This window comes from Paenibacillus sp. FSL R7-0312 (genome assembly GCF_038004445.1).
GTDB lineage: Bacteria > Bacillota > Bacilli > Paenibacillales > Paenibacillaceae > Paenibacillus_AQ.
Genome location: NZ_JBBORE010000001.1, coordinates 1,436,810 through 1,455,937, shown reverse-complemented (window position 1 = coordinate 1,455,937; position 19,128 = coordinate 1,436,810). Strand labels below are relative to the sequence as shown.

20 protein-coding genes are annotated in these 19,128 nt (G+C 46.0%); 5 read left to right on the top strand and 15 right to left on the bottom strand.

Annotated features, from left to right (window positions below):
• The first annotated feature begins 197 nt into the window (after positions 1–197).
• On the top strand, positions 198–815 hold the full coding sequence (locus MKX70_RS06265) for an NAD(P)-dependent oxidoreductase (RefSeq protein WP_042241056.1): 618 nt from the start codon (positions 198–200) through the stop codon (positions 813–815).
• Positions 816–990: 175 nt separating this feature from the next.
• Here MKX70_RS06265 and MKX70_RS06260 read toward each other — a convergent pair whose 3' ends face one another.
• The 9 genes from MKX70_RS06260 to MKX70_RS06220 all read right to left on the bottom strand — a co-directional run bounded on the left by MKX70_RS06260 (position 991) and on the right by MKX70_RS06220 (position 10,188).
• Positions 991–1,716 (bottom strand): Crp/Fnr family transcriptional regulator, encoded by a 726-nt coding sequence (locus MKX70_RS06260; RefSeq protein WP_042241058.1) that lies wholly within the window; start codon positions 1,714–1,716, stop codon positions 991–993.
• Positions 1,688–3,574 (bottom strand): heavy metal translocating P-type ATPase, encoded by a 1,887-nt coding sequence (locus MKX70_RS06255; RefSeq protein WP_340839685.1) that lies wholly within the window; start codon positions 3,572–3,574, stop codon positions 1,688–1,690. The genes MKX70_RS06260 and MKX70_RS06255 overlap by 29 nt, the downstream gene beginning before the upstream one ends.
• A gap of 12 nt (positions 3,575–3,586) precedes the next feature.
• Complete coding sequence (locus MKX70_RS06250) at positions 3,587–3,802, bottom strand: heavy-metal-associated domain-containing protein (RefSeq protein WP_340781565.1); 216 nt, start codon at positions 3,800–3,802, stop codon at positions 3,587–3,589.
• A 157-nt stretch (positions 3,803–3,959) separates the two neighbouring features.
• On the bottom strand, positions 3,960–4,325 hold the full coding sequence (locus MKX70_RS06245; RefSeq protein ID WP_340781564.1) for a GntR family transcriptional regulator: 366 nt from the start codon (positions 4,323–4,325) through the stop codon (positions 3,960–3,962).
• Positions 4,322–4,978: an ABC-2 transporter permease gene (locus MKX70_RS06240; protein WP_340781563.1), complete on the bottom strand. Its 657-nt coding sequence runs from the start codon at positions 4,976–4,978 to the stop codon at positions 4,322–4,324. Before MKX70_RS06240 ends, MKX70_RS06245 begins: the two co-directional genes overlap by 4 nt.
• Positions 4,971–5,825 (bottom strand): ABC transporter ATP-binding protein, encoded by an 855-nt coding sequence (locus tag MKX70_RS06235; protein ID WP_340781562.1) that lies wholly within the window; start codon positions 5,823–5,825, stop codon positions 4,971–4,973. Before MKX70_RS06235 ends, MKX70_RS06240 begins: the two co-directional genes overlap by 8 nt.
• Before the next feature lie 104 nt (positions 5,826–5,929).
• The gene (locus tag MKX70_RS06230; protein WP_340781561.1) at positions 5,930–7,186 is read right to left on the bottom strand and encodes an acyltransferase family protein; all 1,257 of its coding nucleotides are present in this window, start codon (positions 7,184–7,186) and stop codon (positions 5,930–5,932) included.
• A gap of 146 nt (positions 7,187–7,332) precedes the next feature.
• Positions 7,333–8,856 (bottom strand): malate dehydrogenase (quinone), encoded by a 1,524-nt coding sequence (gene mqo / locus MKX70_RS06225; protein WP_340781560.1) that lies wholly within the window; start codon positions 8,854–8,856, stop codon positions 7,333–7,335.
• 186 nt (positions 8,857–9,042) lie between these two features.
• On the bottom strand, positions 9,043–10,188 hold the full coding sequence (locus MKX70_RS06220; RefSeq protein ID WP_340781559.1) for a hypothetical protein: 1,146 nt from the start codon (positions 10,186–10,188) through the stop codon (positions 9,043–9,045).
• Between the two features lie 244 nt (positions 10,189–10,432).
• Here MKX70_RS06220 and MKX70_RS06215 point away from each other — a divergent pair, with 244 nt between their 5' ends.
• Together MKX70_RS06215 and MKX70_RS06210 are read left to right on the top strand one after the other, a co-directional pair.
• Positions 10,433–10,777, top strand: a complete 345-nt coding sequence (locus MKX70_RS06215; protein ID WP_042241079.1) for an AbrB/MazE/SpoVT family DNA-binding domain-containing protein — start codon at positions 10,433–10,435, stop codon at positions 10,775–10,777.
• Positions 10,774–12,483: an ABC1 kinase family protein gene (locus tag MKX70_RS06210; protein ID WP_052416808.1), complete on the top strand. Its 1,710-nt coding sequence runs from the start codon at positions 10,774–10,776 to the stop codon at positions 12,481–12,483. Before MKX70_RS06215 ends, MKX70_RS06210 begins: the two co-directional genes overlap by 4 nt.
• Positions 12,484–12,522: 39 nt before the next feature.
• On the opposite strand, the gene MKX70_RS06205 is transcribed toward MKX70_RS06210, so the two are convergent.
• From MKX70_RS06205 to MKX70_RS06195, 3 genes are all read right to left on the bottom strand, one after another.
• A complete protein-coding gene (locus MKX70_RS06205; protein WP_042241082.1) occupies positions 12,523–13,197 on the bottom strand; it encodes an ABC transporter ATP-binding protein in 675 nt (224 codons plus the stop codon).
• Entirely contained in the window at positions 13,197–14,318 is a 1,122-nt protein-coding gene (locus MKX70_RS06200) for an ABC transporter permease (RefSeq protein ID WP_042241083.1), read from the bottom strand. The genes MKX70_RS06205 and MKX70_RS06200 overlap by 1 nt, the downstream gene beginning before the upstream one ends.
• A 122-nt stretch (positions 14,319–14,440) precedes the next feature.
• On the bottom strand, positions 14,441–15,007 hold the full coding sequence (locus MKX70_RS06195) for a TetR/AcrR family transcriptional regulator (protein ID WP_340781556.1): 567 nt from the start codon (positions 15,005–15,007) through the stop codon (positions 14,441–14,443).
• Between the two features lie 402 nt (positions 15,008–15,409).
• On the opposite strand from MKX70_RS06195, the gene MKX70_RS06190 reads away from it, so the two are divergent.
• Positions 15,410–15,778: a VOC family protein gene (locus MKX70_RS06190; protein ID WP_197073017.1), complete on the top strand. Its 369-nt coding sequence runs from the start codon at positions 15,410–15,412 to the stop codon at positions 15,776–15,778.
• Between the two features lie 76 nt (positions 15,779–15,854).
• Here MKX70_RS06190 and MKX70_RS06185 read toward each other — a convergent pair whose 3' ends face one another.
• Entirely contained in the window at positions 15,855–16,361 is a 507-nt protein-coding gene (locus tag MKX70_RS06185) for an SRPBCC family protein (protein WP_042241092.1), read from the bottom strand.
• A 201-nt stretch (positions 16,362–16,562) separates the two neighbouring features.
• Between MKX70_RS06185 and MKX70_RS06180 the strand changes: the two genes are divergently transcribed.
• Positions 16,563–17,033 carry a pyridoxamine 5'-phosphate oxidase family protein gene (locus MKX70_RS06180; protein ID WP_042241095.1) on the top strand — a complete coding sequence of 157 codons (471 nt, stop codon included), beginning with the start codon at positions 16,563–16,565 and terminating at the stop codon, positions 17,031–17,033.
• A gap of 30 nt (positions 17,034–17,063) precedes the next feature.
• Here the strand turns inward: MKX70_RS06180 and MKX70_RS06175 are convergent, their stop codons facing one another.
• The gene (locus MKX70_RS06175) at positions 17,064–17,603 is read right to left on the bottom strand and encodes a helix-turn-helix transcriptional regulator (protein WP_231637936.1); all 540 of its coding nucleotides are present in this window, start codon (positions 17,601–17,603) and stop codon (positions 17,064–17,066) included.
• Positions 17,604–18,480: 877 nt separating this feature from the next.
• Complete coding sequence (locus MKX70_RS06170; protein ID WP_042241098.1) at positions 18,481–19,107, bottom strand: DUF2306 domain-containing protein; 627 nt, start codon at positions 19,105–19,107, stop codon at positions 18,481–18,483.
• Between the last annotated feature and the right edge of the window lie 21 nt (positions 19,108–19,128).

Below are 19,128 nucleotides of genomic sequence, written 5' to 3'. Positions count from 1 at the left end.
CCTAGTATAATCAGCAGTTTCTAAGATCCTTTAAAGAACATTTAAAGATTTACTAAATTTTCTCGGGAACACCGGTATCCAAAATCGCTTTGGTATATATTCAGTGATATGATAATCAAATATATGGGTTCACTTCTGAGATCGTAATTTCCCCATGATTTGTTGTTGACCAAATATAAAATGAATGGAGTAGTATTATGAAAATTATTATTTTTGGAGCAACTGGCGGGGTAGGTCAATGCGTCGTGAAGCAAGCGTTAGAAAAAAACTTTGAGGTTACTGCATTTGTACGTACACCTTCAAAGTTACAAATACACCATGAGCATCTACATATTATCCAGGGAGATTGCTTCAATAAAGAGGCGGTTGCCCAAGCCATTGCAGGACATGAGGCAGTTGTATCCTGCTTAGGCTCTAGTCTAGGCATGAAAAAATCTACGGAGCTGCAGCAGATGACCAAAAATATAGTAGATGGGATGAGGGAGCATTCAATTACCCGCATCGTCTATACAGCTTCTGCAGGGATTCACAAAGAAGTTCCGGGGATTAGCGGGAAACTGGTCATGACCATGCTAAAGAATCCTCTTCTGGATCATCAAGGCGCTGTGGATTATATTGTGGCAAATAAACTTAACTATACAATCGCCAGGCCTATGGGATTAACGAATAAAGCTTTGACAGGAAACTATAAGGAAGCTTCAACAGGCGTACCGGAAAAGGCAAGAACGATTTCCCGTGCAGACGTAGCGGATTTTATCGTGAAGGTATTAGGGGATTCTACATACGACCGTACATCCATTGGTATATCTGATTAAGCGTAAGATTTCCGTCCATACCCGGCATCATAAGGTCAATGACACAAACGGACGATAACATTCCGCAGCCAGGAACCTTTCCCTTATTCGGGATACCGTTCACCTTGCACTATATAACGGTAAAATATAGAGGCACCCATAAATGGGTGCCTCATGTCTGAAACAGTGATCCAAGTTATAGGATCAGGTTAAGACTAGCCTGATCCACTATGATAATCTTTCGTTGACCTACAAGCTTAATCCATCCCTGTTCCTGGAACAAGGCAAGCTTGCGGCTTAGGCTCTCCTGCGTTGTCCCGATCATCACTGCTAGGTCTTTTTTACTTACGGGCAGTATTAACACGTTATTCTCCAGGCGGTCATTCTGCTGATCGTGCAGCATTTCCAGTAAGACCTTTGCGAGTCGTTGCTCAACATCATAGAGGGTAAGCTGCTCCAGTTTATCTTCTGCCATTTCAATACGTTCTGTATACTTCTCAAGGAATTTAATCGCGATTCGGGGCGTTCTCAACATTAAATCACTGATAACTTTACCCTGAATCAGACAAATCTCTGTGGGTTCCAATGCTTCAGCGGTATTAGTTAATATGGTATGACTGAACAAAGACAATTCCCCTGTGAAATCCCCCGGGCTAAGAATGCGCACAATCTGCTCCTTACCTGCCGCAGAGAAGCGGGATATTTTCACACTGCCCCGGTGGACTATCCATAAATTCGCTGAGGAATGCCCGGGAGAGAAAATAACTTCACCCTTTGTATACTGTTTGCTGATAGAGGCGTTCATCACCTCAGCCTTCTCTTCAGGCGATAAAATCTCCAGAATGGGCACATTGTTGATACATAATGCCGGGGCCTGACCCGGAACATACGGCTTACTCACTGGACGATGATTGCAGTTCAATACGGCTCCCCCTATTCTTGGTAGTGTATCGAGTTAAACGCATCGCATTAAGAATGACTAACAACACACTCAATTCATGCACAAGCATACCGGAAGCCATGAATACATTACTGGTTAACACACCGATTAACAGAGTCACGACGGTGGCTACAGCGAAGTAAATATTTTGCCGGATATTATTCATTGAAGCACGGCTAAGGCCCAGCGCGTATGGAAGGTTCATTAGGCGATCTGACATAAGTACCATATCGGCAGTCTCCATTGCGGCATCGGTTCCTGAACCGCCCATAGCAATCCCTACATCGGCAACGGCTAGAGCAGGAGCATCATTCACACCATCACCAACCATTGCCACGATATATTCCTTTTGCAGATCCTGTACTATTCTAACCTTATCCTCAGGTAACAGCTCCGCATAATACAGATCTATTCCAAGTTCATCCGAGACAGCAGCAGCCGAGCGTTCATTATCACCGGTTAACATAACCACCTTGTCAACACCCGACCGTTTCAGGTGATCAATAAGTGTATAGGCATCCGTCCGTAAGACATCTGCAATAGAGATCAGTCCTAATACCCGTTCATCATCAGCAGCAAAGACGACCGTCTGTGCTCTATTCTCCTCTTGAGCTACGTAGTCGGCTATTTCCTGATCATATTGAATGCTGTAGTCTGCCATTAACCTGCGATTTCCAATATATAGATTCGACCCTTCAACTGTAGCAGCTATCCCTTTGCCAGGCAACGCCTTGAACTGTTCTGCAGGAATAATCCTGGAAGCGGATCTCGACGCAGCTTCTGCAACAATAGCTCTAGCCAAATGATGCTCAGAGGCATATTCTGCACGGGCTATCCTCTGCAGGAGCTCATTCTCATTCAGGTGTATGGCGTTGATTCGCGTAACCTGTGGTTTACCGGCAGTGAGTGTGCCCGTTTTATCAAAGGCAACCACTTGAACGAATCCCGCCTTTTCTAACGTCTCGCCACCTTTAAACAGGATGCCGTTCCTCGCACCTTTACCAATTCCGGCTACGATGGAGACCGGAGCAGAAATGACCATGGCACCCGGACAAGCAATAACTAACAAAGTCAGTGTTAATTCAACATTTCCAGTACTGATATACACGATAATTGCCAATATAAAAATAGCAGGAGTGTAGTACCTGGCGAATCTCTCAATAAATTTCTGCGTGGGCGCTTTCGATTCCTGTGCTTCCTCAACCATACTTAGAATCCGGGCAAAGGTTGTGTCATCACCGACCTTCTCAGCAATAATCTCTAAATACCCATGCTCAATGACCGTTCCGCTGAACACTATTGCCCCTTTTTCTCTACTGACCGGAACAGATTCTCCTGTAATTGCTGCTTGATTGATCGTAGCTTTTCCCTTGAGAACTGTACCATCTGCCGGAATCTTCTCACCGGGACGGACCAGGACAATCTCTCCTTGGATCACCTCATCAGGAGATACCTGAACCTCTATCCCGTCGCGCATTACTGAAGCCATCGCAGGTGCCAAATCCATCAAGGCTTTCAATGAAGAACGGGTCTTCTCCATAATTCTCGCTTCAAGATAGGAACCGAAGATGAATAGGAAGGTAACGGCTGCCGCCTCCCAGTATTCCCGGATCATGATGGCGCCTATGACGGCGATCGTAACGAGTGCCTCAATCCCCAATATACGATAACGTAAAGCTTGAAAGGCATTCTTCATAATGGGATAGCCCGCAAGGAGCGCAGCTGTAATCATAAGAATATCAGAGGACAACTCCAGCACATTCCCTAATTTCATTACAAAAGATATAGTGATAAGCAGCCCGGTAATGCCTATAATTCTCTCCTTATTTTGTCTGGACATATGCACGGCCCCTTATTTAAAGCTTAGAATGGGAAATCCAAGATTAGTGATAACTTTACTCACACCCGCAGAATTGATAATAGTCTCATTGTGGCTCACCTTCACCTTGCTTGAAGTGAATAGAACCTTTACCCCGGATACGCCGTCTTTATGGGTTAAGGCTGTTTCGATTTTCTTAATGCAGCCGGGACAAGTAAGCTGCTCTAATTGAAAAGTTGTTGTTGTCATTGCAAAGCCCTCCTTAAAAAGTGAGTTGTCTTCTTGCTAATCACAGTATAGCTGGAATCTTGTTTTGTTAAATTGATCTGGATCAGATTTGAAATCATATCACAAGAAACAACGCCGCCAAGAGCTTAACCTTGGCAGCGTTATTTCTTGTGATATGTCAATAAATCTTCTTCAGCAGCCCCATCACCTCATCCAGGGTGAGGCCAAAGGACTTGTAGTAGGAGGTGTCGTTCTCCATTTGCTTCAGGACCATCTCGTTGCGTATCCGCAGCATCTCACCCCGCGAGAATTCGGCTACAAAGCATCCTTTACCTGTTACCGTGTTGATCAGACCGCTCCGCTCAAGCTCCTCCCAAGCCTTCTTAACGGTGATGACACTAACATGCAGCTCCAGGGCTGCCTGCCGGATGGGCGGCAGACAATAGCCGCTTTCCAGCTCGCCTTTTAGAATTTGTGCGCTAATCTGTTCGTATAACTGCTGATAAATCGGTTTCTCTGATGTATTTGAAATCGTTACATTCATAATATCTCCACTTTCAGGAATCTCTTTACGGCAATCTTATAGGCAATCAGGGTGAATGCTATGAAAATGACGACACCAGCGATCAGAATGGAAAGCTGCAGTGCCGTATTATCCATCCCTGATCCATAGAAAATGTCGTTAACCCAAGAACTTTGGATTCCGGCCCATTGGGCTACTCCGGCAAAAAGGATAGCGCCTGTAGTAGATGCGGTCGTTGCCGCTCCATACTTATACGCCGTCTTGTAATACATGGATATAAATAGGATGTTGAAGATCGCCAGCATGATGAAACATAAGCCCCAAAAACCCATATGCGGCGGATAGAAAATGTAAGTCAGATGAGGATACAAGCGGAACGTAAATATGCTGAAAATCATCGCGATGACAAGATGCATAAGCTCAAGAATAACAACAACGGTTATCCGGGATTTCACGATGTCTGTTTTGGTCACGGGCATCATCGTGCTGAACATCAGATCATTCTGACTCTTGAACCCGCCAAACACGTTCGGTACCGTTAAGAAGCAGAAATACAGCGGGACGATAAAGTAGACCCAACCGGGGATAAGCATTAAGCCGCCTAAAATAAAGGGTAATGCGAAGAACCAGGGGTTTACGCCTAACTTCAAATCCTTCATCACCAAATTATACATATACATTCTCCTTTTTCGCAAAGTAGATCATGATTTCATCAAGACTCGGCGTGGTTGCCCTCAGGCTGGAGGATGGATCAATGTCTTTGGTATGAATCAATCCGGTAAAGCCGAACGAGTTAATTTTGTAGGAAATCAACTGCTCCTTCACTTCGCTTAATTGGGCTTCGCTGCCGCTGAGCAAACGGTAAGACTCCTTTAATTCGTTTTTCTCGGAGCTGGCAACAATTTGCCCTTGTTCAATGAAGGTTATATAATCCGCACACCGTTCTAAGTCCGAGGTAATATGGGTAGAGAAAAGAATGCTGATCTCGCCGCCGATGATGAGCTCCTGAAAGATATCGAGCAGATCGTCTCTGGAGACCGGATCGAGTCCGCTGGTCGGCTCATCCAGGATGAGCAGCTTTGCGCCATGCGATAAAGCAAGGGCCAAGCTGTACTTTACCTTCATTCCCCGGGACAGCTCCGCTATTTTTTTGTTCTCATCCAGCTTGAACCGCTTGAGATAATTGTAGTACGTTTCATCATTCCAATTCTTATAGAACTTCTTGGTAATATCGGTCAGCGTCTTGATCTTGCTGCGTGTATAGAAATCGATATCACCGAATGCGCATCCGATTTCCTGCTTCAATTCGATCTCGTGATCAGCGATATTCTTGCCAAGAATGTATATCTCGCCGCTATCGACATGAACCATGTTCAAGACCGATTTGATCGTGGTCGTTTTACCGGCGCCATTGGCCCCGATGAACCCCATAATGTAGCCCTTCTCCAATTGAAAAGATACATCCTTGATCTGAAATTGAGGATATCTTTTATTTAAATTGCGAATATCTAGTGCCAGCATACCGTACCTCCTCAATAAATTGTGTATTCCGTGTATACACAATGTATCACGAGGCTTCGATAAAAGTCAACCGGTACACAGCACAGATCTGCCTGAGAGCCAGCTTATGCAGCTGTAACCGATGGTGTATCCTTCTGCTTGCGCCGGAAGAACGGCTTGCCTTTCGACCAGTTGATGAACGGGCGCTCTATGACATAATAGGAGATCACCGCCGCCGCATAAGAGATTGTGATAACAGTTACACTGATACCAAGCCAGCGCCACACGTCCCTAATCCCGGAATAGTGATAATCGGCTATGCCATACTTCTCGATTAGCGTGATGAACAAGTAATGCCAAATATACAGCCCGAACGAAATCTGCGCGGTAAACCGGAAAAAGCGGTTATCCAGTACACGACCTATGATCACGCTGAACGGTGCTGACAGCAGCACGATTCCGAACAAAATGGCATAAACCGGAAAGTAATAGGGCTGGTGCTGGAGGCTGAAGTCAAATTCACCCTGGTGGCGCATACGCCAGATTAGTAAACCGGCAAGACCCAGAGCGGCTGCTCCGGCTGCATCGAACACCCCAAGCTGGCGTAGCCTCTCCGCCTTAGCACCAAGCTGCATGAACGCGGTCGTAATACCAGCGGCCAGGATACCAATAGTGAAGTGGCCGAAGAACCCAACCGGATTGTAATTCGGCATCCAGTATTTCGCACCGCCAATCTGGCCATAATCCCAGCCCCGGCCCTGCCCGCTTGGCGTAAACCACTGATGGACGAGGGAGTTCACGGCAAGCACCAACCCAAACGCGGCCACCCAGAACAAGATCGCTTTGCCGAACGAACGCCGCTTGCCGAGCACAAACAATGCAGCCATAAACACAGGCATAAGCAAGTAGCTAAACACCTCGAAGCTGATCGACCAGAACGGCCCATTCAAGTCAGACGGGAAAAAGGTTGTATAGTGGAAGCCTGATGTAAACGTGAACCCCGTTAGGATTCGCCGCCATAGGAACTCTGTAGGAATCTCCAGCCTCCATACGAGCAACAGACAAACCAGGAATGATACATAGAAGCCGGGTATAATTCTTGCAGCGCGGCGTACAGCATACGTTCGGATAGACGGATACGGCTTATTTTCCAGGTAAGCGCTCCAAAAGGGGAACGACAGCAAAAATCCGCTTAACAGAAAAAACAAACTAACCCCGCTGTTCCCAAGCAAGAGAACCGACTGCACTTCTTGAAGCCAGGGCTTTTGTGCGGGCATCGCCAGCTTTTGTGACAGATGATGCAGGATGACGGACAGGCAGGCGATCGCACGAATGCCATCCGCTCCTGCTAACCGGGTACGGCCTAACTGAATCTTGGACATCAGCTACATTCCCTCTTTCCCTCAATAACTTGATTCCAGGCACTAACATATTTCCATAAATAATAGAAAAACCCTTCAACGCTTCGAGGGAATAATTCCGCGCACAAAAAAAGAACCTTCCGCACCGGGAAAGTTCTCACCTGCTCCTACGAATGCTTTACCTTAATCTGCTGCACAGGCTCCCCTGGTCCATGAGTCAGACCTAGCGACTCTGCTGCTAAAGTATTGATTTTGTTCAAGAGCTCTGTGTTGCCCTGCAGAGACAGGCCGTAGGAAGGGATCATTCGTTTGATCTTCGGCTCCCAATCCTCAATATGCTGCGGGAAGCATTTGCTGATGACCTCCAGCATGACAGAAACGGCGGTAGAGGCTCCAGGAGAAGCGCCCAGCAATGCGGCTATCGAGCCATCGGCACTGCTGATCACCTCCGTACCGAATTGAAGCGTACCTTTGCCGGCAGCCGTATCTTTAATAATCTGCACACGCTGGCCTGCCACCACCAGATCCCAATCCCCGCTTTTGGCGTTCGGGACAAATTCCCGCAAGGCTTCCATCCGCTGCTCTTTCGACAGCATGACTTGCCCGATCAAATATTTGGTTAATTGCATATTCTTGGCGCCTGCCGCCAGCATCGTGACGAGATTGCCCGGCTTAACGGAGGTGACCAGATCAAACATCGAGCCGTACTTCAGAAACTTGGGCGAGAAGCCGGCAAACGGTCCGAAGAACAACGATTCTTGCTTGTCGATCACCCTTGTATCCAGATGCGGAACAGACATTGGAGGCGCGCCAACCGCTGCTTTGCCGTATACCTTGGCATGATGCTGTGCCACAATCTCCGGCTTCCGGCACACCATAAACAATCCGCTTACCGGGAATCCGCCAATCCCTCTGCCCTCCGGGACACCGGATTTCTGCAGCAGATGCAGGCTTCCTCCCCCGCCCCCGATGAAGACGAATTTCGCCGTATGCCGCTCAGCAGCGCCGTTGCCGGCATTCCGCACCTTAAGCTCCCAGGAGCCATCCTTCGTGCGCTTAAGGTCCTCAACCTGATGGTTGAACCGGATATCGACGTTGTTGCTCTGCAAGTGGCCGAACAGGATGCGTGTCAGCGCGCCGAAGTTAACATCCGTTCCCGACTCCATCCGGGTAGCCGCCACCGGCTGGCCTAGTGTCCGGTTCTTCATCATAAGCGGAATCCATTTCATCAGCTGCACCGGATCAGCGGAGAATTCCATGCCTTGAAACAGCGGATGACTTGAAAGCGCTTCAAATCTTTTTTGTAAAAAGGTTACGTCTGTCTGTCCTTCTACAAAGCTCATATGTGGTACGGGTACGATAAATTCCTGCGGATCTTGTATGCGTCTGCTGTTCACCAGATAAGACCAGAATTGCTTCGAGAACTGAAACTCCTCATTCACCTTGATAGCCTTGCTGATGTCGATAGATCCATCCGGCTGCTCCGTGGTGTAGTTAAGCTCGCACAATGAAGAATGCCCCGTTCCCGCATTGTTCCATTCATTCGAGCTCTCCTCCCCGGCACCTGCACGCCGCTCAAACACAGTGATTCTCCAATCAGGCACTAATTCCTTAAGCAGTGCACCCAGTGTTGCACTCATGATTCCGGCACCAATTAAAATCACATCTGTTTTGGTCTGTTGGTTGCTCATATTCTACCGTCCTTCTACCCTACGATTTGCAGGAAGGATGCAGGCACTCCTGCTCTGGCACGCATAACTTGGCCACACACCTGCTTGGGATCAATTCTGATCTTAGTGTATCACTATTGAATATAAATTTTAAGATTTATCTAATATTTTATGAAAACAATGTTTATGGAAAAGCTTCCTAACCGCTCAGTCTGCAATGAATTGCTGTGTGGAATGCATGCCCTCCCAGATACTTCCGTTAGACAGATGATATTCTCTCTCCACTGAACCGTCTGTTCTGGTGTAGCTGATCACAAAGACCTGACCTGTCTCAATCAGCATCGGGTATTGATCGTAAGGAAGGACATTTTCCTCCAGTGGCAGGTCTTTGACATCTTCATACGCATCCTCCAACCGCCAAAACTCCCGATAGGCGTAATCCTTGAACCCGCTCAAGTCCTCCTTTCCAAAATACGATGCCGCATACTTCTTGCCCTGTAAGGTAATATCATCTACTCTCGAAGGTTCAATATCTTTAGCAATCCAGCTTAGGTCCTCTGAATGAAGGTTGCCGCCATAGTGCTTCTGTAGCTGATTGGCCATACAAGGGACGGATTGGGTACTATAGTCCATTCCATCAAGCCTGGTATGTGCTGAGCCGTAAATGCCCATGACGCTCTCACTGCCGAGCTGTTCAAATTCGCGGATAAAGTTTTCAGTCAGCATGTTTTCCCGATATACCCCGTCATCCTTGCTGTAAAATAACTGCCCTTGCTGAATCGCTTCTTTTGTTAAAGTATAGTTCTCCGATCCTGTCAGATCGTTTGCCTCAAGATAAGATAAGAACCGGCTGCCGGTCGAATCATACTGATGCCCGATATCTGTGCCGTGGAAAACCGTCTCAGGACAATCGCTTTTTATTTTTTGATAAAATGCCTTGGTATATGGACTGTGAACTGCTGTTCCCTCCCAATCCTTATAGACCTCCTCCAGAAGTTCGTCATTGTCCGACTGCATCCATAGGTTCAAATATTCGGCGGTAAAATAGGACAGCTCGACGAACAAGTGTCTCATACCCTCATTATGATAATGTTCAGACCACAATTCATATTCCTTGTCCATAATCTTGTCATTGCCATGTGCTTCACCGTACAGATAGATGCTGCCGGAGGCTTGCGTCACCACAGGCGTTTCCTGGGTCGGCTGCGCAGACATGCTCGCTGTCTCACCTACGGAAGAATTGCTGCAGGCTGTAAGGCTACTGGCCACCATTGCAACGATCAGGACAAGCAGTAAAGAGCGTACCTGCATTATAGTCGTTTTGGCTAAGCAGGTGATTTTGTTACCGTTCATAAGTAAGATCAACCTTTCATGTTTAAGAATTCATAAATACCAATTTCAAATCATTACCATTAATCATAAAATAAGAGAGACACTAGTGCTGCAGTAAAACGCACAGCCAGTGTCCACAACTTGCCGAAAAAATCATTTTCAGACAAATAACGGATTGTAGACTTTAGCAAACAGAACTCCATAATGATATGATTAGTATGAAATATCATACTGGTGTAGATTGCTTATCAAAGGAGAGATTAAGATGCAGCAAAAAAAAGAAAATAGTCACGGATTCGGTCACGGCAAAGTGCTGGGAACAACCTCAATGGGTGAGCGGGGACAAATTGTGATTCCTAGAGAAGCAAGGGAAGAGCTTGAACTTAAGCCAGGTGAGAAATTCATCGTTTTCGGGAACAAACGCAAGGGAGCCGTCATTCTGGTCAAAGCCGAAATGTTCAATAAATTCGCCGATTTCTTCATGAGCGCTTCGAAAAAGTTTGAAAGCATGGCCCAGGCGATCTTCGATAAAAACACTACTATTCCTGAAGATGAAGATGATGAACCTGAGGTCGATGAAAAAGAACCTGTGGCAGCTGAAAAAGAATGAGCGAATTCTTTAAATTGATGAAGGATCTCCGGTTCAGAAGAACCATGCAGATGATTTTTAAGTTCGCCTGGGATTTCTGGTGGCTGGGCAAACAAAAGTATTTTATACCGGGACGGCGCTTAGAAGCGAAAACAAAAGCCTTATATCGAAAACAGGCAGCTTATTTTACAAAGACCGCCATGGATATGGGTGGATTAATTATCAAGCTTGGGCAGCATGTGAGTGCTCAGGTGGACATTTTGCCGAAGGAAATCATCGATGAATTGTCCAAGCTGCAGGATTCCGTAGAATTCGTAGATTATTCCGAGATTAAGCACAAGGTAGAGAGCGAACTCGGAGTATCCATAAGCGAGATTTTTGCTGAGTTTAGTACAACTCCTATCGCAGCGGCTTCCTTAGGACAGGTACACCGGGCGACCTTACGAACAGGTGAAGAGGTCGCAGTGAAGGTTATGCGTCCCGGGGTCGAGGACATTATCGCCATTGATTGGAAATCCATACAGGTTGCTATTTCGTTATTGAAACGCTGGACGAAGATTGCAGACTTCATGGACCTGGATGCGGTGTATGATGAGTTTCACGATACCGTTATGGACGAGCTCGATTATGAGCAAGAAGGGCGAAATGCAGAAGAATTCCAGCTGCAGTTTATCCATCGGGAGGATGTCGTTGTTCCAGGCATTCATTGGTCTTATACCACTTCGAAAGTTCTAACCATGGAGTTTTTGGAGGGTGTAAAAATCAATGATTTTGCCCAGCTGGATGCCTGGGGTGTGGACCGGACCCAATTAGCGACATCGCTGATAGAAATTTTCGTGGAACAGATTCTATTAGAAGGCTTCTTTCACGCAGACCCGCACCCGGGCAATGTTCTCGTGCAGCCTGACGGCACCATCGCTTTAATCGATTTTGGAATGGTCGGACGGATTGCCGAGGATATGAAGACGCAAATGGTAGCCCTGCTAATGGCGGTGTATTTAAAAGATGCTCACGGCGCAATCAATGCCCTTACCCGTTTGAGATTTTTAAGACGGAATGTAGATTTAGAGGTATTCGCAAGGAATCTCACGTTATTATTTGAACAAATCAACGGGGATACGTTTGACCTTAGTTTTGTGACGTCAGGTGACAATGCTGAAGAGCTACGTGACTTCCTCTATTCTCAGCCCTTTCAGTTACCGGCAAATACAACATTTTTGGGAAAAGCCATAGGCACGGTATATGGACTTTGTACCGGACTGGACCCCGAGCTTGATTTGATTGGGACCGTTAAGCCTTATGTCGAAGAGGTTGTGCGCAGGGATCTGCGGGGAAATGTCTTTTCCAACATTGTGGGTGAAGGCAAGAGCATTCTCAAAGGAATCCTTCCTACGACCAAGAAGTTCATATCTGCCGTAGATAAAATGGATAGCGGAAATTTACGGGTAAAGCTATCAAGCTCCTTTGAGCAAAAACTGATCGATACGCAAAATAAAAATACACAGCGGATTATTGCAACCATCATTGGGGCGGTATCCCTTCTGACTGCGGCAAACCTGTGGAATGAAGTGAGTCATCTTGTTTCTTATGGGTTGGGGATTTTGGGGCTCTTCATTATGCTTAGCCAACTCAGAACGAGAGGACGACGCCGTGATGTAAGACATGCCAAGCAGATGAACGCCATGCGTGAACGTAGCAGATTGGAAAAGCCGAAGTCTAAGCACTAGCACAACGCACAAGCCAATGGCTTGTGCGTTTGCTTTGCTTCATAATGACAACTTCCCATCTTCCATCCGGTAGACCTTGTCGCAATATTCAAGCATACGCTCATCATGAGTAACCATAATCGCTGCTTTCTGGCCTGAATTCACTTCTTGTGCAATCAGGCTGACCACTTCATGTGCACGTGTGGTATCCAGACTTGCTGTCGGCTCATCCGCCAGGATGATGCTGGGATTATTGATTAGAGCACGGGCAATCGCTGTCCGCTGCTTCTCCCCGCCTGATAGCTCTTCCGGGAAGCTATTTAATTTCGAGCCCAGACCCAGCTCTTCCAGCAGCTTAGTGGCGAACTCCTTGTCCTCTCTTTTAACCTTTCCCGACATCTTTTTGATGATCAGCAATTGGTCAAGAACATTCAGATAAGGAACCAAATTGGATGATTGCATAATGAATCCGATTTCTTGCAGTCTTATATTCGCCAGTTCTTGCGCCGTAAGCTTAGAAATAGAATGTCCATTCAGCTTAACCTCTCCTTCTGAAGCTTGGAGCAGTGCTCCAGCGATAGACAAAAAGGTGCTTTTACCAGAGCCCGACGGTCCAACAACAGCAACAAATTCCCCCGGCTCCACGGAAATGGACACATGACCCAGTGCCGCGATCCGGTTGCTTCCTTCGGCATAATACTTGGTAACTTCACTCATCTGTAATCCCTTAGTCATTATTCAACCCTCCCGAGCGCCTTGAGCGGATCAATCTTGGTAATCTTTCGAACCGACACCAGCGAACTTAACATAGCGATAATTAGCAAGATAACAGAATACGAGACGACAAGACCCGGTTCCAGCTTAAATGGCATACCCTTCGGCATCATGGCTGCTGTTCCATAAGTCAGTAAGACTCCAACTACAATACTAGTCAGCGATAGCACAAACACTTGCGATACAATGGTTTTGCTCAAGAATCTGTTACTGGCACCTATAGCTTTCATAATGCCGAACTGGTTAGTCTTCTGCATCGTCATTACATAAAAGAATACCCCGAGCACGAATGCAGCGATTGCGAGCAGGAATGCCAGCATCATTAAGATCGTACCGTTCTCTTCCTTGTACCCTGGCATTCCTTGAACTGCAGCCGCCCGGGTAACCGTGTCCGTATCCGCCAGCTTGCTATTCATTACTTCCGGAGCGATATCCTTGCCTTGTAACATAATCGCATTAACGGGCCCTGCAACTCCCTTATCCGAACCCGGAGCCGCGAAGGCAATTTTCCGCCATTCCGCCATTGGAGTGAATACAGATGCAACGTGATTATAGGTCTGGTTCTCGGCAAAGCCTATAATCGTCAATGATTCCATCGTGCCATCTAATTGAAAAGTGTCACCAATGTTATAGCCCTCATCCTTCATGGTCGAGTTCACTACAACACCGGTAGGGTTCATAGAAGATAGGCCTTCCCCTTCCACGACAGCCGGCTCCAAGAAGCTTCCCGGGTTAATTCCTATAATTGCGATATCCAGCTTATCTTCACTCTTGGTGCTTGGTTCCTTCAACGCTGTTGCCATCGTACTTCCCATAGGTGCGGCAGCACTCACATTGGGCAGTAGCTCCACCTCCGCCAGTAATTGATCAGACAGTAGTGACTTGCTCATGGAGGACTGCGATCCTTCTTCAAAAATGACATAATCCGCCTTCATCGTCTTAAAGGTTGACGCAGCTAAACTAGATAGACCATTCCCTAAACCGGATAAGATAAATACCAGCCAGGCTAGTAATACAAAAATAATGATGATCATCAAAAATCTCATTTTGCTGTGCATCAATTCTTTCATAGCCAGAAACATTTCTTTTCCAACTCCTTAACTATATTTTTGACACATGTGTCAATTTAAACCCGCCATCACACTCACAACATTTATTAAACAATATAAATGACACTTGTGTCAAATTAGATCCAAGACTGAGGTTAGCTCTTGGCTCCTCCGGTCCACATCTGAAACAACAGCTTTCCCCAAGCGGGTACAGGGATATTCAGCATATTAGGTGTATCAATTAAGTTAAAGAATACACCAATAAGTACAGGAAGTGGGATATCCTTCCGCAGGTCATTATTCTGTTGTGCGCGTTCAAATAAGCGTGATAATTGAATTTTCAGGGTCATATGTGCTTCCTCAATAAATTCAAGATCTCTAGCAGCTGCAGATGAATTAGCAGTATTAATTTTACTGGCATTTCCTAAAAGCTGATGTAGTGCAGACTCTTCTACATAAACAAGAAGCAGCTGCTCGAGGGCGTCCATAGGATCAGCCTCATCAATGGCTAATGCATTTTCTAATACCGTTGCCATTACGCGCTTCATACAAGCAGCCACAATCTCTTCTTTATTAGAGTAATATTGATAAATCGTGCTTCGGGCTCCTGACAGATGCTGTGAGAGCAGCTTGAGGTGAAAACCGTCATACCCATGCTCTAGCACTAATTTTTTTGTCATATCCAGCAGCTCTGTCTCCGTGAAAGACTGTTTTCTTCCCATTGAATCTCTTCCTGTCCTATCTCTGATTTTATATGTTATCAGTTTAGCATATGTTTATAAGCATTTCCCAAAAAACAAGATCACTGCTCTCCACCATACGCTTCGCCTCTGGAACTTCTCGAAAAGGCTTCTCACGACTAACAATCCATCGTAAGAAGCCATAACTTAGGAATCAGTCAGCGTTAAGCATTGTTCAATTGCCTTGCGCTTGCCGGGCTTCTCGTTGCCTACGGACATTTAAAAGTTGCCGGTATCCCCTTTGAGGAATAAAATTAAGATTGCAGAAGGAGCATGGAGGAACGATGGTAATCCGGCAAGCTGTGAGCGTATGAACGGAAATTCGCCAAATCGCTCAATGCCTATCAGCGTTTGGGCTTACATGATTAAGGGAGGATATGCAGCGTGATTGATGTGGGTCTATTTGTAGGAAATATGGAAAAGATGGTCACCTTCTACCGCGATGTTTTGAACTTTGAAACTGATTGGGACGGCGGTCTGTATGCGACTTTTAAGAAGGACACGGATCAGCTGTTTATGTTTGACCGCAAGCATTTTGCCGAGTCCATAGGCGAAACCTATGTTCCACCGAGCGGCATCAACCTGACCATGGAAATGTACATGCGTTTTTCCACTGCTGAGGTGGATCAGGAATATGAGCGGCTGAAAGCGCTAAATGTGAGAATTCTTGAAGAATTATCTACCAAACCATGGGGTCAGCTGAACTTCTTCATTGCAGACCCAGAGGGAAACATTATTGAAATTGGTGATTAGTCCCCTTCACCAAATACCAACCTTCCTATACTCCTTTATGTTTACATACCTCACGAATCTTGTTCCGGAATCTTGGTTAGGAACGGTCTGCCAAATATTCTTCGAGCTGATCGAAGGTTCCTCCGAATCCCTCTTGCATGGATTCAAACATGCCTTCAAAAAATCTTCTCTCTTCCTCAGTTGCATTGGCCGGTCCGCTGCATAAAGTCATTGTTGTAATACCGTCATTCTCACTAAATGTTACCGTATTGCGTATTTCTAGCGGGATCAAATCACTAAACGGAGCCCGGACAATATTGCCTAATTCATCTGAAAAGCTATTGAGCCAGACAATCTTTTCGAATGCCTGGATTTCCTGGTATACAAATTTACCCCACATTTGTACACCATCAGGAGATTGCATATTGTAATGGAACAAACCGCCCGGACGGAAATCTAATTGTGCGACATGTATTTCAAACCCTTTCGGCCCCCACCATCGCTTCAGATGCTCGGCCTCGGACCAAGCTTTGAATACGAGTTCACGCGGATAATTGAATACACGTGTTATGACTAACTCCATGCCTTGCGATTCCACTGCCATTTCGATTCCTCCATTTCTCATATTGTACCACTGACTAGAGTATAGACCGATTGGAATATTCCCGTCAAGGAATATTCCGAGGACTCTCTTCATGATATTCCACGATTTAATATTTGTATCGTATTATTCTTCACATGCTCTTAGACATCACAATGATAAGCTTAATAATGTATGCCTTATAATACTTTAGGAGGTAATATATTGAGCAAGTACGATGAAGCCATGAAGCTGCTGGAAGAACAAGTGGGTAACAAGGACGGCCTAATCTCTCTGTCCACGATCGCACTGGAACCGGGGACCCATGGGAAAAGCCGTCCTGCCGCCCGCATTGTGGACGCCTATTATGAGGACGGCGCATTTTATACCGTTACTTACGCCACCTCAGGTAAGATGCAGCAGATCGCCCAAAACCCCGAAGTCTCCATTTGTATCATCGTCGAAAACTTTACGGCCGATGGGATCGGTGAAAACCTGGGGTGGGTGTGTGACGAGAAAAACGCCGAAATGATGACAAAGCTTCGCACAATATTCGCTGATTGGTATAACGACGCCAATAACGACGAAGACCCTAACACATGCCTGCTGCGCATTCGCCTGACAAAGGGCCTGTGGAATGATGCCCATAAAGGGATCAGAAATGAGATTGATTTTGTCAATAAGACGGTAAATTAAGTAGTCTATATCATTTAATAACCGACAATGTTAGAGCGTCTCAACCAACTTCTGAATCTTGGAGCGGGAAATTAAATATATAGGACCCATTGTTTCGATTTTGCCGTCCTTTACCCGTATGGCGCTCTCTTGTTCTGCCGCATAGACATCAATCTCTTCAGATAAGGGGAACAGGTAGCCTTGAACAAACGTGGCGTAGCCCCGTTTAGAATGAGATTCATAGGCAAATTGATCAAAGCCCATACCCTCATAAATAGTACCTGTTTCAACTTCATGGTCCGTGTCATTCAAGCTTAACCATTGAGCAGACATGTTTAGCGCACCGGCGCTGGCACCCAGTATAATAGCATTGCTGTTCTTAATTACATCCGATAATCCATAATCCGCCAAGAAATCCTTATAGCTGTCCATAATATAGTATCCTCCGCCCTTGCCGCTGGACGATGCAACCGGTATGCCGGCTTCTCCTATTTTTTCGTTATCCCGGTAGATCGTCCGCAAGGATACCTCGAAATGCTCGGCAAGCTCCTTGCCCGTTACCGTACCTTTACCGGAGATGATCAGCAGCATGGAGAGCAATCGATTGACTCGCATGATTGTGTGTGACGTCGGGTAACGTCTCCTCCTCTGTGTGAAGTAAGTGAATCATATATTCTCTTGCTTTAATGCATCAATAATATTCTCCTTTTTTACTTTAGCTCCGGAATAAACAACCGCAGAGCTGACAATGACAAATACACACACAATGACAGACAGAATGCTCATCCAGGGCAGGGTGAACCCATAGCTGAATTGACGCGATCGTCTTATCATCTTCAACTAATAATATTTGCATCTGAAGTTCATCCTTAGGATTGATTTTAGAACATTTAATGAATTCCACGACTATAAAGAGTCGTTGTACAATCATTATGGGAAATGACAGGGAACGTTCCGTGCTCATCTTTTAACTCATAGCTCTTCGTTTTGCAAATTCTGCATTGATTCATTTTTTTCATCGGACAATATTTTGTAAACATCAAAGGGGCCCTGCCATATACAATCATCTCCTGTGAAGGATAGCCATCATTTTCTTCAACATAGGCATTCCTTAAATCGGCGTCCAGTTTGTCGATAAGGTGTATCTATCAAAGACGGGTATGAGGAGACCTTTGCCGTCAATCATCTCGGTCATTTTCTGCTTGTCAATTTACTGGTCGGTCAAATGACGGACCACGGGAGAATGAATTGAATCTCAACGGTGCTGGGTATCCTCCGTCTGAGCACTCCTCTCCCTTTCTTTTCGTCTAGTCGAGACGATTTTCCTTCCTTCCGTACTCACTTTTCATCGTAAAACCTGCGTCATTGGGGGCGCGGCACGAACAACATTCCACCGTACGCAAAATAAAACCGCGCCATAGATGCGCGGTTTTACGGATCGTTTTTGGCATGGCATGGCAGTTGTGAATCATTGCCGCTGCCGCAACCTCATTCTGAAAATCACGGCTTCTATGACGAGCAGATTAGGAATCCAACAAACCCAAGCGACAACCCGAAACCCCGCCTCGAAATCGCCAAACAGAAGAGTCAGCGGTGCTAACCAGATTCGAAGCGTGACAGCTGCAAAAGTAAGCGCATAACTGCGAAGCATCCATGCTTTATGAGCTTGGATGTCTTTGGCCATAATTTTTCTCGTTGCAGTAAGCGTCGTCGCAACCCACAATACATCGAGCGACATGAACCCAAGCCCGGCAATCCAACCTCCTGTGGCAAAAAGGGATAAATACACACTCACGATCCCACTAACTGTAATCGAAAGAACATATCCATACCCCAATAGGCGATGCCAACGTTTCCTATCATTCGTTGGCTTCATAAATAGTTGAAAGGGTCCTATGATCAAGGCAAATATCGCGGTAAAAATATGGATGTATAGTACATATATCCATGGTTTGAGTTCAAAATTCGGCTTTTGCAATTTGAAAGAGACAAGTCCTGCATCACTAGCTTTAAGCACGCCATACTGAACAATTGCGTATGCGGCAATCGAAAATGCGAGAATGAGAACGAGTGCCCGGATCATCTTATTTCCCATATGCATTATCCTCCTCCGTTG

Bases quoted from the DNA above. Each gene is read 5' to 3' on its own strand.
- MKX70_RS06255 (WP_340839685.1), bottom strand. From the start codon at position 3,574: ATGTCCAGACAAAATAAGGAGAGAATTATAGGCATTACCGGGCTGCTT.
- MKX70_RS06230 (WP_340781561.1), bottom strand. From the start codon at position 7,186: ATGTCCAAGATTCAGTTAGGCCGTACCCGGTTAGCAGGAGCGGATGGC.
- MKX70_RS06200 (WP_042241083.1), bottom strand. From the start codon at position 14,318: ATGTTTCTGGCTATGAAAGAATTGATGCACAGCAAAATGAGATTTTTG.
- MKX70_RS06205 (WP_042241082.1), bottom strand. From the start codon at position 13,197: ATGACTAAGGGATTACAGATGAGTGAAGTTACCAAGTATTATGCCGAA.
- MKX70_RS06170 (WP_042241098.1), bottom strand. From the start codon at position 19,107: ATGGGAAATAAGATGATCCGGGCACTCGTTCTCATTCTCGCATTTTCG.
- MKX70_RS06195 (WP_340781556.1), bottom strand. From the start codon at position 15,007: ATGGGAAGAAAACAGTCTTTCACGGAGACAGAGCTGCTGGATATGACA.
- MKX70_RS06215 (WP_042241079.1), top strand. From the start codon at position 10,433: ATGCAGCAAAAAAAAGAAAATAGTCACGGATTCGGTCACGGCAAAGTG.
- MKX70_RS06245 (WP_340781564.1), bottom strand. From the start codon at position 4,325: ATGAATGTAACGATTTCAAATACATCAGAGAAACCGATTTATCAGCAG.
- MKX70_RS06210 (WP_052416808.1), top strand. From the start codon at position 10,774: ATGAGCGAATTCTTTAAATTGATGAAGGATCTCCGGTTCAGAAGAACC.
- MKX70_RS06185 (WP_042241092.1), bottom strand. From the start codon at position 16,361: ATGGCAGTGGAATCGCAAGGCATGGAGTTAGTCATAACACGTGTATTC.
- MKX70_RS06240 (WP_340781563.1), bottom strand. From the start codon at position 4,978: ATGTATAATTTGGTGATGAAGGATTTGAAGTTAGGCGTAAACCCCTGG.
- MKX70_RS06220 (WP_340781559.1), bottom strand. From the start codon at position 10,188: ATGAACGGTAACAAAATCACCTGCTTAGCCAAAACGACTATAATGCAG.
- MKX70_RS06250 (WP_340781565.1), bottom strand. From the start codon at position 3,802: ATGACAACAACAACTTTTCAATTAGAGCAGCTTACTTGTCCCGGCTGC.
- MKX70_RS06265 (WP_042241056.1), top strand. From the start codon at position 198: ATGAAAATTATTATTTTTGGAGCAACTGGCGGGGTAGGTCAATGCGTC.
- MKX70_RS06175 (WP_231637936.1), bottom strand. From the start codon at position 17,603: ATGCTGCTGATCATCTCCGGTAAAGGTACGGTAACGGGCAAGGAGCTT.
- mqo (WP_340781560.1), bottom strand. From the start codon at position 8,856: ATGAGCAACCAACAGACCAAAACAGATGTGATTTTAATTGGTGCCGGA.
- MKX70_RS06235 (WP_340781562.1), bottom strand. From the start codon at position 5,825: ATGCTGGCACTAGATATTCGCAATTTAAATAAAAGATATCCTCAATTT.